The sequence below is a fragment of the Pseudocolwellia sp. G5-9 genome (assembly GCF_055808995.1).
In genome coordinates this window covers 3,585,468-3,601,599 of the sequence record NZ_CM147893.1, presented here as the reverse complement: position 1 = coordinate 3,601,599, position 16,132 = coordinate 3,585,468, and the positions used below count along the sequence as shown (strand labels likewise).

Genomic DNA, 16,132 nt, shown 5'->3' with positions numbered 1-16,132 from the left:
GAAGGTCCTATAGTAAATGTGTTTTTATTAATTATATTGAGTTAGTTTTTCTAAAAGAAACTGAGATAATGTTGTTTTAGCATCAAAGCGTATAGTTCTTTCGGCATTTTTATATTCAATATTAATGATTAAGTCTGCTTCAGGTAAAAAGCCCTCTCCTTTTTCTGGCCATTCAATAAAGCTACAACTATTCTCACCGAAATAATCTCTAATTCCCATGTATTCAAGTTCTTCGGGATCGGCTAATCGATATAAATCAAAATGATATACGTTCCATAATTCTAACTCATAAGGTTCAACTAAAGTATAGGTTGGGCTTTTTACATTACCTTGATGCCCCATACCTTGTACAAAGCCTCGTGTTAATGTTGTTTTCCCTGCGCCTAAGTCTCCATGTAAATATACAATAAGCCCTTGTTTGAGATCATCTTTAATAATTTTTGCTAATAGACTTCCCATAGCAATAGTGGCTTCAGAGTTTACTAAGTCGTAGGTTAATGCATCAGTTTTATTATTCATTACGAATAGTTCATTTCAATATTATATTTATATTCATTTTGCTAGTTTACCTAAATGATCTTTTGTCGCAATAACAGATCAAGTTAAATTGTTATTTATCTGTAACTTTTTGTTCTTATTATAAGAGATCGCTATTACGTATATAAATTTTCGTCTTAATCGTATTATTTATCCCATTAAAACGATGATAAACTATAAAAAACGCACACTAGCTTTAATACCCCATGACAATTAATGCCATAAATTACACTGAACTAACAGAAAAAATAAAACTATGGAGCAAAGAGCTAGGATTTTCTCAGGTGGGGTTTTCCGACGTTGATTTATCTGAACACGAAGCTAACTTTACTCAATGGCTAGATAATAATTACCATGGCAATATGGACTATATGGCTAGGCACGGTTCAATGCGAACAAGGCCTGAGGAGCTGGTAGAAGGAACACTTAGTTGTATTAGTGTTCGCATGGATTATTTACCCGAAAATGCAAAATTTGCGCAAATTCTAAAACAGCCCGATCATGCTTATATCAGCCGATATGCATTAGGACGAGATTACCATAAGCTCATGAGAAAGCGCCTAAAACAGTTAGGTAATAAAATTAGCGAATATTGTGAAGGATTTAACTTTAGGCCCTTTGTAGATTCAGCCCCTATACTTGAAAGACCTTTAGCTGAAAAAGCGGGGTTAGGTTGGACAGGTAAACATAGCTTAATCATTAATAGAGAAGCTGGGTCTTGGTTCTTTTTAGGTGAGCTATTAGTTAATATTCCCCTACCAACAACAAGCTCGCCAGCGAATGAATGTGGTAAGTGTGTTTCATGCATTAAAATTTGCCCTACCGGTGCGATTATAGAACCATACGTAGTAGATGCTCGCCGCTGTATCTCGTATTTAACCATTGAGCTAAAAGAGGCGATACCTGTTGAATTTAGAGCTCCGATGGGTAATCGCATATATGGCTGTGATGATTGCCAACTCATTTGCCCGTGGAATAAGTTTGCAAAAATAACACAAGAGGAAGACTTTAATGCCAGAGAAGCGTTAGATAATAGTAAACTTTTATCTTTATTTGCATGGGATGAAACTTATTTTCTTCGAAAAACTGAAGGCTCACCTATCAGAAGAATTGGCTATGAATGCTGGCAACGAAATATCGCTATTGCTTTGGGCAATGCTCCTTATGACGAAAACGTGATCAATGCATTAAGCGAAAAGTTAACTATCAGTTCCCCTATGGTTGTAGAGCATATTGAGTGGGCATTACAGCAGCAAATAGAAAAAAAGCACGAAGAGGCTCTTGCTATAACAACTCACACAACAAACGAAAGATTAACCGGCCGCTTAATTAGAACCATTGAAAAAGGTTTACCTAGAGACGCTTAGCTGGATGAACATGTGTTACTTTTATATTTTTTGACTTCACTTTTCGTGCTTCACAACTAGCTAATATTTTTTGTTTACCTTCATCAGTCAGGTTTTTCCAGCCAACAATTTCTTTAATATGACGAAAGCAACCCACACAAACATCTTCTTTATCTAAACAACAATTACGAACACACGGACTTTCAATCACTGACTTTACCTCTGAAATATTGTATTAAAATCATTATATCGCATCAGTATAGGCTTTAAGGGATTTCAAGTGTGAACGTAACTTAGTAATGGCTTCCCTATATTTTTCCATATTGGCTTTATCTGAAGTATCATTTAGCATTTCTTTTAATGATAGACATGCTGTGTGAATATCTTTGGCGGCCATCACTTCAGATACTTTTAATATAATTTGAATAGGTTGAGCAGTGTTAGCAAAATCATGCTTTCCTATAGCTTGTTCAAGAAACCTTATCGATTTATCTAGATCATCAATATATTCATCAATCATATATGCGGCAAGCTCTGAAGAGCCTTGATTGAAAGCATATTTTTCCATATCTAAAACATGGCTAGATGGTAAATCAGTTTCATCGGCAATAGAAGCCTGAGAATAATTAAGGTATGTTTTATCTGAGCTGTCGAGTTTATCTGTTTCATTTAAAAAAGCGTCAAATGATTGATCCATATTAACAGTAGTAACTGCCTTCTCTTTAGAACCAATATGAATAGCTTTTGCTTTAAGCCATGGAGAAAGAAGAAGAATAAGCGCTTTTATATCTAATACATGTGGCAGGGTTGATACTTTCCAATGTTTAATTGCCTTCGAAAGATTGCCTGCTGGCGTATCAAATAAAATATCTTTAAATGTAAAAACACCCCGTAGAATATTCTGCCCTGTTGATAACATAACAAAAGGAGATTGATTAAACTCAGACATGAGTATTAAGTACCTACCAGACTGCCAGTGTTTAATCATAGCAATAGGTTGAGACACAACATGTACTTGTAAACCTAACCATTGAAGTAATCGGATCAATAATTGATGTTCCTCGGGTACAGAAACAGCCAATAACACTTCCACTCTTGTTGATTGATATTGATGTTCGCTTAATACTTCAGCCTCAACGAGTCTGTTATCAACTGAGTCACTTGCTAAAAGTTCAAGTATTTTTACTTGAAAGCTGTTTTGACATAAAGGCATAGAAGCCTGATTGTACAAACCCTCTTTATGATAAGCGCTATTTACGGGTGACTGCATAACAAACAATTTAGGTTTCTTATTTTCAGGCAGATTATCAACATGACTCTTAATATCTTCAAGGTTAACCCGTGAAATATCGTCACCTAAAATGATCAAATCGACAGGCTTATTGGTAAGGGTTTTAACACTATACTCTTTAGTGAAATCATCAATGCTATTTACAGTAGATACAGTGCCGTCAGCAGCATGAATTGCATGGCTAACCACTTTTTGTAAAAATGGATAAGCACTCACAGAAACAATAGATACTTGCTTCAAGCTTTTAGCTTTAATCGTTTTGTCTGATAAATGAATTTCTTGCTCAACAAGTGACATAGCAAACATCACTTTAAAACCATCGTCTTGCAATTCACTCTCTACTTGATTGATATTAAAACGTTGCATTAAGGTTTTAATATAAAAAACAATATCTGAAGTAGGTGTCGACTTTACTTCCTCGTTCACTAATCGACTAACCAAATCAGGAAGTTTTTTTAATTTTTTAGCCGGCGACACTGTTAATGTAAATCGAACCGTTTGAGAGCCAGTATCGCGATCAATTACTTTTAAATCTACTAGCATTTTAGCATTGAATAATTCAGCTAAAGTTACCCTGATGATACCTAACAGCATACGATGGAATAAACGATGTTCTACACTGGCAAAATTGAGAAGTAATCTATCTGTTTGAAGGTATATTTGATTTCGTTGCAAGTGAGCTTCTGACATAGCGTTAAAAATAATCGCGTGTAATTCATCTTTAAAACTAATATCTATATTTTGTAAGTTACGAGGGCTCTTTTGTAATTTCATCACAATATTACTTTGGCGGCACCAATCGAAGATACGCGTTAGTTGTCGGTAAACAGGTAACGAACTACTATTCATATCGACAGAGCTACCTTGGCTTTGTAGCATTGCCCTTACTACCATTTTACTAAATTTATCAGTTGTTGCTGATAACTCATCAATTGAATGATCTTCTGTCTTTTTTAATTTGTTTTTAAGCAACAAAATCGTATTTTTAAATTGCTCTGTTTTTTCATCTCGACTTAATGTGCCAAACCAACGAGTGCCATCAAAACCAATACAAATGTCTAATTGAATATTGCTTTTAGTTTTGATTTGACAAGTTTGAGTTATTTGAGAGTCACGAACACTTTTTGCTGCTGTTATTACTTCTGATAACGATTGAGTTGTTATTAACTTACGCCAATGACTTATGTCACTGTTTGAAAAACCAGTTAAACTTAAAATAGCTTCATTGACTTCAATATAAGACGTAAATGGGTGATATTGCCAAAGAGCGACACTATGATTTTTATGAATAAACGTTAATTCATCTTTGTGAGAATGAACTAATGACTGATACTGATTTTCACTATGCTCTGGCTTTTGAATTTGGTGAATCAAGCCAACAATACGAAGATGTTCTGCAGTTTTAACGTAATCACTTTGCTCTTGTTTTTTATCTTCTCCCGCTAATAAATTTTCACATAAATTAACGGTATTTTCGCCATATTGTTTGATTCTACTTTTAAGTCTCAACAATATACTTAAAATCAGTAACAAACTAACTGCAACGCCAGCTATCAAACCATAATAATAGTATTTTTCTGAAAGTGTGTAAGGCGTTTTTTCTAACACTTGAGTGATAAAAGGAGGAACAATATAATGAGAAGACGTGAAGTTTATGCGTTTATTATTTTCGCCATAAAGCGTATTGAGCGTTTGATTAACTTTTTTAATTCTATTAAAAACTTCCTCTGCTAACCTTAAATGGCTATACCATTTAGCTAATACTCTTTGCTCTACATTAAATAATGTTTGTAGATCTTCAATTTTACTTCTTATTTCTATATCTAGCGGCTCACTGGTTAATACACTTAACCAAGTACTTATGGCTAAATCTATCTTTTTAGTAATTTCATCAAAACTATCTACTGAATCATGAATACTCAACGATTCAAACCCTAAAGTGGCTTCATCAAATAATAACAGTGATTTATTTAACTGACCTAATATTCTAGTAACTTCAATATATTTAATGGCATTACCTGCAGGTATATAACCATTTTCACCATTAATGGTAACTTTGTGATGAAATACTATTTGCTCTTGGTTTTTCTTTTCTATTTCTTCAACAAGCGTATTGATCAGTAAACGTAGTTGAGCAATGGAGGTTTGCTTTAAAGTATCATTTCTAGGTTCATTATTTTTTATCCGATCAACAATATCCTTTATTCCACTAATTTCCGTAGCCAAAAGCCCTGATTGCCTTACATTAATAAAAGGCAACTTTGATATATCAGCTATATTTTTTTCGATCATATTTAACGAACGACTTAATTCATTTGCTGTTTTGCTGCTTTGTAAAGTGACAAGATATTCATGATTAAATGACAATAATTGTTCGTATTGGTAGGCAAACTCTAGTGTAGGTATTTGTGTTGTTACTAAGTCATTCACTTGAATATTACGTTGATAAAACAAAAACGAAATAATTCCCACAACTAACAAAATAGATGAAAATAGAAAAACTAAAGACCCTGATATTTGACGATGAAAAGGTATATGTGACTTGAAACTCATGAATATATAGTTCTCTGTTCATGCGTACAGATAAAATACGCTTCTGAATTCATTTATTGTGAGCCATAGTTTATTTAAATACAGATAAGAATCAATGTTTATTAATATGATAGGAAGGCTGTAACCTCATTGAAGTAATTGCATTACAGCCTTTTTTTTAAAAACAAAGTGAAATGAGTAATTAAAAACCTTACAACTTAAAAAAATGTTCTTGATAAACTTTAAGTTCTGCAATGGATTCACGAATATCATCCATTGCTAAATGTGCTCCAGTTTTCACTACTTTATCTAGCACTTCTGGCTTCCAACGTCTTGCAAGCTCTTTCACTGTACTTACATCTAAGTTTCTATAATGAAAATAGTCTTCGAAATCAGGCATGTATTTATTAATAAAACGACGATCTTGCCCAATACTGTTACCACACATAGGTGATTTGCCTTTTGGTACATATTGTTCAACAAATTTAAGGGTTTCTTCTGTGGCAGTCACGATATCCGTTGTGCTTTCTTTACAGCGTTTTGTTAAACCTGATTGTCCATGATGTTCAATACACCATGGATTCATATTATCTAAGGTTTCATTAGACTGATGAATGGCAAACACAGGACCTTCAGCCAAAATATTAAGTTGACTGTCAGTAACGATACTCGCTATTTCCAAAATCACATCCGTTTCGGGTTCTAGGCCTGTCATTTCGAGATCAAGCCAAATTAAATTTGTATCATTACGCGCCATAAATGTTTCCTTGTTCCATGCTAATTCACTTATTATTTATTAATGATCAGACAAGGGTTAGATGAATTACTATTTTTAAGTATAATACGTGAGAACAAATAATGTTTAAAACCCTTTAAGCGAATAATAAGCAATAAAATATGATTACTTCTCGTGACTAAACGTAGAAAACTGACTAAAGGTCAGGTTAGACGCATTAATGCGAATCAGGATAAAAAACTCAGTAAAAAAACGGATAGCGTACAATGGCTAGATGATGAGTTAGGTGAACCACAAACCGGTACTGTTATCAGCCGATTTGGTCAGCATGCCGATGTAGAGGATGAACAACAAAATTGCCATCGTTGTAATATTCGTCGAAGTGTTAAATCTTTAGTCTGTGGTGATAAAGTGTTATGGCGTTTAGGCAAAGAAACAAAACATAGCATTACTGGCGTTATTGAAGCTGTGCATGAACGAACCTCTATACTAAGCCGCCCTGATGTATATGACGGTGTAAAACCCATTGCCGCTAACATTACTCAAATTCTTATTGTGTCTTCTGTTTTACCCGCATTTAATCCTGATATTATTGATCGATATTTAGTGGCTGCCGAACAAACCGGTATTACACCTATTATTGTATTAAATAAAACAGATTTATTTGATGATACAAACCGCACCATCATTGAGAAACAATTAAGCATCTATAAAGATATTGGGTATCAAATACTTTACGTAAGTAATGAAACACAAGAAGGTATAGATACCTTAAAAGCGCAGCTCAATCAGAACATTAGTATTTTTGTGGGACAATCTGGCGTAGGAAAGTCGACATTAACCAATAGCTTAATGCCTGAGCTGGGATTAATAACTAAACAAGTTTCTGAAAACTCAGGATTAGGACAGCATACGACAACTGTTGCCCGATTATTTCATTTTAATAATGGCGGTGATCTTATTGACTCTCCAGGTATAAGAGAGTTTGGCTTATGGCATTTAACACCTGAACAAGTTTGCTCTGGTTTTATAGAGTTTTCAGATTACATTGGCACTTGTAAATTTAGAGATTGCAAACATCAAAACGATCCTGGCTGTGCTCTGATTGAAGCGACCGAACAACAAAAAATACATAAAAAAAGATTGACGAGTTTTCAAAGAATACTCGCCAGTTTAGACGAAAACACACTAACTTCTCGTTTTAACGATTGAGTAAAAAAAATACTATATTGAAAGGAAAACCTGTGATCATTGATAGAATAAAAATAGCACTTCAATACATAATGCCTAAGCATGCTATTTCGCGTTTAGTTGGAAAATTCGCAGCCGCAAAAGCGGGTTGGTTAACCACTAAAGCCATTAAATGGTTTATAAAAGCTTACGACATTAACATGAGCGAAGCTAAATTAAAAAATGCAGAAGACTTTGAAACCTTTAATGATTTTTTCACTCGTGAATTGGAAGACGGTGCTCGTGATATTGATAACAACAGCAACACCCTTTGTTATCCTGTAGATGGTGCAATAAGCCAACAAGGTGATATTGAACAAGGTCAGCTAATACAAGCAAAAGGCTTTAATTATAGTTTAACGAGTTTATTAGGTGGTGATGTAAATGATGCTAAACCTTTCGAGAACGGTAAGTTTTCATGCATTTATTTGGCGCCTAAAGATTATCACCGTATTCATATGCCAATGGCAGCAACATTAAGAAAAATGATATATGTGCCTGGCGATTTGTTTTCGGTAAACCCTCTTACGGCTCAAAACGTACCTGACTTATTTGCTAGAAATGAAAGAGTAGTCACTATTTTTGATACTGAACATGGCTCACTTGCCATGGTATTAGTCGGCGCTACCATTGTTGCTAGTATAGAAACAATATGGGCAGGAACTATAACTCCTCCGGCAGGTAAAGATGTATTTACTTGGAATTATCCTGCAGCAGGCGTTGACGCCATTCACCTAAAAAAAGGCGATGAAATGGGTCGGTTTAAACTTGGCTCTACCGTCGTTTCAACCTTTTCTCCTAATATGATTGAGTTCAATAAATCAGCAGGACCAGAAACCGTAACGCGACTGGGCGAACATTACGCGGACATTTGTAGTTAACTTATATGTAAAAATGTATATAAATAATCACATCGTAAATAAAGAATTGCGTAAATAAATAGCAATAAACAACAAAAATGCTACTTAATTACCATAAGCAATAATATTGTTTAATACTTTTTTGTTGCTCATTTTAGCAACAAGAGATAGGATTAGAGGATATGAGTTTACTGTAAAACTTAGTATCTATTTTAAATTTCGAGGAAATTCAATGAGTCGTAGTAAGTCTGGTCTCAAGCCTACTGAAGCAGAACTAACACTTTTAAATATTTTATGGCAATTAGGGCCAGCAACAGTAAGACAGATTCATGATCACCTCAGCAGCACTCAAAACACTGGGTATACAACTGTTTTAAAAATATTACAAATTATGCATGAAAAAGCGTTGGTTATTCGTGATGAAAGTAATAGAGCACATGTATATGCTGCTGCAAATAGTGAAATGCAAACGCAATCATCTTTATTAAAAGATTTAGTCTCTAAAGCATTTGGAGGCTCTACATCTAAACTTGTTATGCGAGCTTTAGATGATTCAACAAGTAGTGAAGAAATCGCTGATATTCGGAAATTACTTAATAAATTAGAAGAACAATAATCAATTTAACGGAAGTGTAATGCAGGAAAGCTTTTTAAACAGCCCACTGATATATAGCATAGCACTTACTCTTATCCATTTTTTATGGCAAGGAGTACTCGTTGCACTTGCCTTAAAAACCGCATTAGTTTTTACTCCAAATCAAAAGTCACAATTGAGGTACGCCTTTTCGTCAGCAGCAATGATATTAAACCTGCTATTGCCTCTGATGACTTTCTTTATTATTTTTAAACCTGATTATCTACAGTTAACTCAAAACTTATCACAAAACCCTATAACTGGCTTCGAGTTTACTCAAATAATATCATCAGAAAGTGAGTGGTATTCCAATGCTGTAGACTATTTACCTTACTTAACCGTTACTTGGCTATCTGTTATATCGGTTTTATCTCTAAAGTTGATATTCGAGTTATACTCTGTAAATCAATTACCTAAACAAGATACCTTAATACCTGATGAAGATTTATTTACTCGCTTTCAGAATCTATCTCAACAAATAGGTATAAAAAAAGCCCCCTCTTTAATGATCTCGTTAAATACTTCGGTACCTATGGCAATAGGCTGGATAAAACCTATCGTATTAATACCTGTAAGCATGTTAACCGGACTTACACCTACCCAATTAGATATGTTAATGCTACATGAATTAGCACATATTCGTAGATATGATTATTTTGTGAACTTTATTCAATCTATCGTAGAAATTATTTTGTTTTTCCATCCTTGTGTATTATGGGTTTCAAACCAAATGCGCAATGAAAGAGAATATTGTAGTGATGATATTGCTGTTAGGCATTGTGGTAACCCAATAGCATATGCCCACACTCTTGCTGATACAGCCTCTCTGTGTAATAAACACCGACATCATTCTATACCCAATATGGCAATGGCTGCTTCTGGTGGAGATCTTACGCAAAGAGTACTACGGTTAGTCAACGAGCATCATTGCGCTTCAAGTAATCAAGCAAGTAAGTGGTTTGCATCTTTAACTATATTGTCGGTCATACTTTTTATTTCATCACAGCAACTTATTACACAATTTGAAATAGAGCTTAATTCACCTAGTTATACGAATAAAACTGAAGTATTAGATACAAAAGAACTATTTAATACAAGGCTCCCTATTTCTATTCCAAATGAACAAAATCACATTATAAAACACAAGAAAATAGTTCCACCACAGCAGATCACTGAACATGTTGAAGAAATTAATAATATAATTATTGAACAAAAAAAGAAAATTCAACCAAAGGCTAAAAAAAACATAACCATTTCAAATAATAAACAGGAATCAGAAATAACAACTCAATCGCCTGCTGATGAAATTGAGGATAAATTAGCAAAAATAGAAACATCTACTATTGGTAAATATACCAATACCAGTAAGAAATCTATTTCCGAAATAGCTTTTGATAATACAGATTCAAGCAAAAATACATCACTAACCAAAAACTCTTATTCTGAACAATTAATAGAATTTGCGAAAGAACCTAGCCATAAAGAACCTAGATTACCTGCTAGAAAAGTAGATATAAATAGTGCATCAAACCTCTATACAAAGAGTACTAAACTATCTTCCGAAGCAGAGCTAATATATTCTGTCCCCCCTAAATACCCCTATACAGCTAAGCGTAAAGGTATTGAACTAGAAGTTAAAGTGGACTTCACAATAGATAAAAAAGGTAATGTAACAGATATTATTTTTCCATCTGTAAAACATAAAATAAATTACTTTAAGACATCAGTGCGTTCAGCCATTGAAAAGTGGCGCTTTAAGCCAGCACAAAATAATGGTGAAGCAATTAATAGTAAAATGTCTAAAATTTTTTCTTTCAGCTTACACAAATAGATATCTAATAGTTTAAATAAAAAATTGCTCTTAATTATTATCATTCATTGCTTTTTTAGTAACCTCTCTTCCTCTATCAGAATAAAGATAAACCTAACTGAAATGCCTAACTTAGAACATCTAAAGAATGGTAAATGATAATTGTAGAAAATAATCAATACATCATAGAATCAACTCCCAATCTGTTGTCCAACGCCTTTAATAATGTTTTACTGAATGTATTAGAATACAATCCTGAAAAAAGTGAAATTTAAGTGCGAACTCAACTTTGTGATATAAATGCATTCGTTACTATATTACTTGACCACTTAATATATAAAGGATTAATGGTATAAATGACATCCTCTAAGAATAAGTTGCACAAAAATGATACCTCTGCACATGAACAAGAAGCCTTTTGGTCTCAAGGAGAGTTTCAATCTTTTATAGGGAAAAATAATCTCACTCTTCATTATGCTCATTTCTTTAACAAGATAGGAGCGCCTGTAATTGTAATTGCTTCTGGTCGTTCAGAGAGTTATTTGAAGTATAAAGAAACCATTTTTGAACTTTACCAACAGGGTTATAGTGTTTTTATTTTAGATCATAGGGGACAAGGTCTATCAGAGCGTATGCTCATCAATACTCATAAAGGTTATATTGAAGATTTTGATGATTATGCCCACGATTTATATCAATTTATAACCACCATTGTAAATCCCGCATCTGTGGATTCAGCCCCTTATTTATTAGCTCATTCAATGGGCTGCGCAATATCATTAAGAATGTTTCAACTTTTTCCTCAAGTGGTTAAAAAAGCAGTTTTACTGTCCCCAATGATAGCTATAAATACGGGTATTCTACCTCACTTTCTTGCGAGCTTTATCGTAAATATAGGTAGAGTCATTAACCACATATTCTCAAATGAACCTTGGTTTTTTATAGGTTTATCAAGGTATAAAGCTAAACCTTTTTATGATAACCAACTTACTCATTGCAAAAAACGTTATCAGAAGACCATTAATTTATATGAAGAAGAAACAAGTATTCAACTCGGTGGTGTCACTATACATTGGCTCAGTGAAGCACTGAAAGCAGAGCATAATATTTTCTCAAATTTAGATAAAATCCATACACCTTTATGTGTATTTCAGGCAGGTAATGACAATATTGTAGATAATAAAAAGCAAAATTTATTTTGCGATGAATTAAATCAGCTCGCTCCTCAATTAAGCGCCAAAACACCTATAGTTATTGAAGGCGCTTGGCATGAGCTATTATTTGAAACAGATGAGATAAGAACTCAAGTCATCACAAAAACACTACAGTTTTTCGAGTCTTAAACGACTGATTTAGGATCATGATGAATAAAGACTTCACACGGTGATAATTCTTCCTCTATTTCTTTTTCTATTAACTCTCCTATAGCATGAGCTTCAAATAAAGATAAGTTATCATCTAGCTCTAAATGAAATTGAATAAACTTTACAGGCCCGGCTTGTCGAGTTCTTAGGTCATGCAAACCATACGTTTTTTTATGATTAACAACAATATTCGTAATAATATTTTGTTCATCTGCTGTAAGCTCGTGATCCATTAAGTGATATACACTTAACCACACTATTTTCCCAGCCCCCCATAATAAAAACAACCCAACTAAAATGGTAAAAAAACCATCTGCATTCTTCCATATACTTTGGCTCAAAAATAAGGCTAATAACACACCAATATTAAGGATTAAATCTGATTGGTAATGAAGAGCATCGGCACTTATAGCAACCGATTGAGTTTTATTAATTACAAATTTTTGAATAACAACTAAGCACAAAGTTACAATGATGGCTGCAATAGTAACTCCTATACCTACATCGGAACGAATTATGGCTTGTGGTGTGATCATTCGTCCTACACCATGAAAGACAAGCAGTAAAGCAGACCCCATAACAAAAGCTGATTGGACTAACCCTGCTAAACTTTCTGCTTTTCCATGCCCAAATCTATGCTCATTATCTGCAGGAGCAAGCGCATAACGCAAAATAACCACATTCATCAGTGACGCAAAAAGATCGAGTAAAGAGTCGGTTGTTGATGCCAACATAGAGCTTGCATCGGTAATAAACCAAGCATACAACTTTATAATCACCAGCAGCAAAGCGGCACTTGTTGCACTGTATGCTGCAATTTTCACTAAAGCATTATACTTTTTATCGTGAGTTACTGTATCCAAAATAAGTCCCTACTTCTTGGCCCAATAGCCTAATTATAAATTAATATATGCGACTAAAGTTAAATATCTTTTAGCAATACGAGTAAGATGCGTATAATTAATATATTAGACAAAATAAAGAGCTTTAGCATGTTAGACGTTGTACTTTTTCAACCACAAATCCCACCGAATACTGGGAATATTATCCGCTTATGTGCAAACTCAGGTTTTCGATTACATTTAATTGAGCCTTTAGGGTTTGATTTTGATGATAAAAAACTAAGGCGTGCAGGTTTAGATTATCATGAGTTTGCAGCAACTAAACGGCACGCAAGTTTTGAAGACTTTTTAGCGACAGAAAACCCCAAACGAATATTAGCAATAACCACTAAAACAGATAACTATTATGGTGATGTAAAGTTTACGAAAGGAGATTATTTGCTTTTTGGCTCTGAAACTAGCGGATTACCCGAAGAGGTAAGACAGCAAATACCTGATCAAAATAAGATACGCATACCTATGCTAGAAGGTAGTAGAAGTATGAACTTATCAAACGCAACCGCGGTAATTGTATATGATGCTTGGAGACAACTAGGCTTTCCAAATGCTGTATAAATCTCTCATATACAATTATTCATAAGTGCGCTCTCGCGAAAGTAAATCAGCAGCGGCTATTTTTGCAGGTTTATCACAGTATAGTACTTGATAAACTTGCTCTACGATTGGCATTTCAACATTCATTCGTTTCGCCAACATATATACTTCATGAGTATTTCTATAACCTTCAACCACTTGGCCAATATCTTTCATCGCCTGCTCAGTATCAATGCCTCTACCAAGGGCTAAACCAAAACGTCGGTTTCTTGATTGATCATCAGTACAGGTCAATACTAAGTCACCTAAACCTGCCATTCCCATAAAAGTATTAGCTTCAGCACCAAGCGCTGTGCCAAGCCGAGTCATTTCAACTAACCCACGAGTGATGAGTGCAGTTCGAGCATTAGCTCCAAAACCTATGCCATCAGCCATACCTGCGCCAATAGCAATAACATTTTTTACTGCTCCACCCAGTTGAACACCAATAAAGTCATTATTACTGTATACGCGGAATGTTTTTTCACAGTGAAGTAAGTTAGAAATGTCTTTAACAAACTCGTCGTCTGTTGAAGAAACTGAAATTGCTGTTGGTAATCCCATAGCCATTTCTCTGGCAAAAGTTGGCCCAGATAAAACAGCTAAAGAGATTTTATCACCTAATACTTCACGAGCTACATCTTGTAGAAGACGTCCTGTATCTGGCTCTAAACCTTTTGTAGCCCAAGCTACACGAGAAAATTTATCAAGGTAAGGTTTTATTTGTTTCAATGTATCAGCAAATGCATGACTTGGAACAACAATAAGGATATTTGCACTTGAACGAACGGTTTTCTCTAAATCGCTCTCTAAAATTAAAGACTCAGGAAAAAAACAATCCGGGAGGTATTTATGATTCTCCCTTGTTCTCTTCATTTCAATTATATGTGCATGATCACGAGCCCATAAAGTGGTTTGATGCCCATTACGTGCTAGTGAAACAGCAAGAGCAGTGCCGTAAGAGCCTGCTCCTATAACTGAGATGCTTTTATTGAGAGATGACATTAAAACTAGTGTGTCTCAATTCCTGAAGGAGCGCTTTCTGCTCCTGCAGTTTCTTGAGCTTTTTGTTGAACATAAGAAGCAAATAACGCTTCAAAGTTAACAGGAGCTAAGTTTAGTTGAGGAAAAGAACCACGACTTACAAGATTTGCAACAGTTTCACGTGCATATGGAAATAATGTTGTAGGGCAAAAAGCACCAATTGCATGAGCCAATTGAGCTTCAGGTAAATTACCAATAGTAAAAATACCCGCTTGTTGTACTTCCGCTAAGAAAGCTGTTTTTTCATTAACTATTGCAGTAACAGTTAATGATAATACAACTTCGTATGTATCTTCAGCTAATTTATCTGAACGAGTATCAATATCTAACTTTACTTCAGGCTTCCAATCTTGTTGAAAAATAGCTGGAGAGTTAGGCGTTTCAAATGAAACATCTTTTGTATAAACACGTTGAATTGCAAACTGAGGTGCTGATTCAGATGTTGCTGCTTCGTTGCTTTGAATGTCATCAGACATAATAAATACTTCCTATTTTAATGGCACTAAAACAGCACCTAATTTATTTTATTTGGATATGAAAACACGATAGTCGATAGTTTACATAATACGGGGGTTACTTTAATAACTCATCTAATTGGCCACTGTTGTGCAATGCATATAAATCATCGCAACCACCAATGTGATTATCATCAAAAAAGATTTGAGGAACAGTATAAGCGCCATCACTACGATCAATCATCTTAGTTCTAAGGTCATTATTACCATCAATTTTAATTTCGTTAAATGTTACACCTTTTTGTGATAGAAGCGCTTTCGCTCTCATACAATAAGGGCATGTTACTTTAGTATAAATGTCTACAACAGCCATAATATCTCTACTGATTATTTTGAAACAGGTAATCCACCACTAAGCCATGAATTCATACCACCTTTAAGCAAACTGGTTTTAGTGAATCCTGCTTTATACAAGGAATCGGCAACTTTAACCGCAGTTAAACCAGCAGCGCATACTACAATGATGGGTTTATCTTTATATTTTTCAAGGGTAGCGAAATCACTCTTATTCGCTTTTTCGCTACTTAAACGCTTTGCGTCAAGAATATGTCCTGCATTAAATTCTTTTTCTGCCCTAATATCAACAACAACCCCCTCCTCCCTATTCATCAAAAAAGTCAGTTCTTGTGTACTGATTTTCTTTATAGGGGATAATTGAATTTTGATCGTTGTGTATATAAGTAAAAGTACAATTCCACCCCAAGCACCACTCAATAAAGCGTGATTACTTGCAAAAGCAATAAGTTGTTCCATAAAAA

Annotated in this window: 16 protein-coding genes; 7 read left to right on the top strand and 9 right to left on the bottom strand. The window is 34.4% G+C overall.

All coding sequences use genetic code 11. The features are described 5' to 3' along the window. Positions 1–27 precede the first annotated feature (27 nt). The gene (tsaE, locus tag AC0L5Q_RS15510) at positions 28–519 is read right to left on the bottom strand and encodes a tRNA (adenosine(37)-N6)-threonylcarbamoyltransferase complex ATPase subunit type 1 TsaE (protein ID WP_473610888.1); all 492 of its coding nucleotides are present in this window, start codon (positions 517–519) and stop codon (positions 28–30) included. Positions 520–743: 224 nt separating this feature from the next. Between tsaE and queG the strand changes: the two genes are divergently transcribed. Continuing rightward, a complete protein-coding gene (gene queG / locus AC0L5Q_RS15505) occupies positions 744–1,904 on the top strand; it encodes a tRNA epoxyqueuosine(34) reductase QueG (protein WP_473610885.1) in 1,161 nt (386 codons plus the stop codon). Here the strand turns inward: queG and AC0L5Q_RS15500 are convergent. The 3 genes from AC0L5Q_RS15500 to orn all read right to left on the bottom strand — a co-directional run bounded on the left by AC0L5Q_RS15500 (position 1,891) and on the right by orn (position 6,463). Next, entirely contained in the window at positions 1,891–2,094 is a 204-nt protein-coding gene (locus tag AC0L5Q_RS15500; protein WP_473610881.1) for a DUF1289 domain-containing protein, read from the bottom strand. The genes queG and AC0L5Q_RS15500 overlap by 14 nt on opposite strands. 33 nt (positions 2,095–2,127) lie before the next feature. Beyond that, positions 2,128–5,727, bottom strand: a complete 3,600-nt coding sequence (locus AC0L5Q_RS15495; protein ID WP_473610877.1) for a hypothetical protein — start codon at positions 5,725–5,727, stop codon at positions 2,128–2,130. A gap of 190 nt (positions 5,728–5,917) precedes the next feature. Continuing rightward, complete coding sequence (gene orn, locus AC0L5Q_RS15490) at positions 5,918–6,463, bottom strand: oligoribonuclease (protein WP_473610873.1); 546 nt, start codon at positions 6,461–6,463, stop codon at positions 5,918–5,920. Positions 6,464–6,616: 153 nt separating this feature from the next. Between orn and rsgA the strand changes: the two genes are divergently transcribed. From rsgA to AC0L5Q_RS15465, 5 genes are all read left to right on the top strand, one after another. Next, complete coding sequence (gene rsgA, locus AC0L5Q_RS15485) at positions 6,617–7,654, top strand: small ribosomal subunit biogenesis GTPase RsgA (protein WP_473610869.1); 1,038 nt, start codon at positions 6,617–6,619, stop codon at positions 7,652–7,654. 71 nt (positions 7,655–7,725) lie between these two features. After that, the gene (gene asd, locus AC0L5Q_RS15480) at positions 7,726–8,553 is read left to right on the top strand and encodes an archaetidylserine decarboxylase (protein WP_473618317.1); all 828 of its coding nucleotides are present in this window, start codon (positions 7,726–7,728) and stop codon (positions 8,551–8,553) included. Between the two features lie 211 nt (positions 8,554–8,764). Beyond that, positions 8,765–9,148 carry a BlaI/MecI/CopY family transcriptional regulator gene (locus AC0L5Q_RS15475; protein WP_473610865.1) on the top strand — a complete coding sequence of 128 codons (384 nt, stop codon included), beginning with the start codon at positions 8,765–8,767 and terminating at the stop codon, positions 9,146–9,148. 19 nt (positions 9,149–9,167) lie between these two features. Then, positions 9,168–10,997, top strand: a complete 1,830-nt coding sequence (locus AC0L5Q_RS15470; RefSeq protein ID WP_473610861.1) for a M56 family metallopeptidase — start codon at positions 9,168–9,170, stop codon at positions 10,995–10,997. Between the two features lie 335 nt (positions 10,998–11,332). Then, on the top strand, positions 11,333–12,319 hold the full coding sequence (locus tag AC0L5Q_RS15465; RefSeq protein ID WP_473610857.1) for an alpha/beta fold hydrolase: 987 nt from the start codon (positions 11,333–11,335) through the stop codon (positions 12,317–12,319). On the opposite strand, the gene AC0L5Q_RS15460 is transcribed toward AC0L5Q_RS15465, so the two are convergent. Next, positions 12,316–13,203: a cation diffusion facilitator family transporter gene (locus tag AC0L5Q_RS15460; protein ID WP_473610854.1), complete on the bottom strand. Its 888-nt coding sequence runs from the start codon at positions 13,201–13,203 to the stop codon at positions 12,316–12,318. The genes AC0L5Q_RS15465 and AC0L5Q_RS15460 overlap by 4 nt on opposite strands. A gap of 129 nt (positions 13,204–13,332) precedes the next feature. On the opposite strand from AC0L5Q_RS15460, the gene trmL reads away from it, so the two are divergent. Continuing rightward, the gene (gene trmL / locus AC0L5Q_RS15455; protein ID WP_473610850.1) at positions 13,333–13,797 is read left to right on the top strand and encodes a tRNA (uridine(34)/cytosine(34)/5-carboxymethylaminomethyluridine(34)-2'-O)-methyltransferase TrmL; all 465 of its coding nucleotides are present in this window, start codon (positions 13,333–13,335) and stop codon (positions 13,795–13,797) included. Positions 13,798–13,812: 15 nt separating this feature from the next. Here trmL and gpsA read toward each other — a convergent pair whose 3' ends face one another. The 4 genes from gpsA to AC0L5Q_RS15435 all read right to left on the bottom strand — a co-directional run bounded on the left by gpsA (position 13,813) and on the right by AC0L5Q_RS15435 (position 16,127). Continuing rightward, positions 13,813–14,820: an NAD(P)H-dependent glycerol-3-phosphate dehydrogenase gene (gene gpsA, locus AC0L5Q_RS15450; protein WP_473610846.1), complete on the bottom strand. Its 1,008-nt coding sequence runs from the start codon at positions 14,818–14,820 to the stop codon at positions 13,813–13,815. Positions 14,821–14,825: 5 nt separating this feature from the next. Beyond that, the gene (gene secB / locus AC0L5Q_RS15445; RefSeq protein ID WP_473610842.1) at positions 14,826–15,335 is read right to left on the bottom strand and encodes a protein-export chaperone SecB; all 510 of its coding nucleotides are present in this window, start codon (positions 15,333–15,335) and stop codon (positions 14,826–14,828) included. A gap of 97 nt (positions 15,336–15,432) precedes the next feature. Further along, a complete protein-coding gene (grxC, locus tag AC0L5Q_RS15440) occupies positions 15,433–15,687 on the bottom strand; it encodes a glutaredoxin 3 (protein WP_473610838.1) in 255 nt (84 codons plus the stop codon). A gap of 14 nt (positions 15,688–15,701) precedes the next feature. After that, on the bottom strand, positions 15,702–16,127 hold the full coding sequence (locus AC0L5Q_RS15435; protein WP_473610835.1) for a rhodanese-like domain-containing protein: 426 nt from the start codon (positions 16,125–16,127) through the stop codon (positions 15,702–15,704). Between the last annotated feature and the right edge of the window lie 5 nt (positions 16,128–16,132).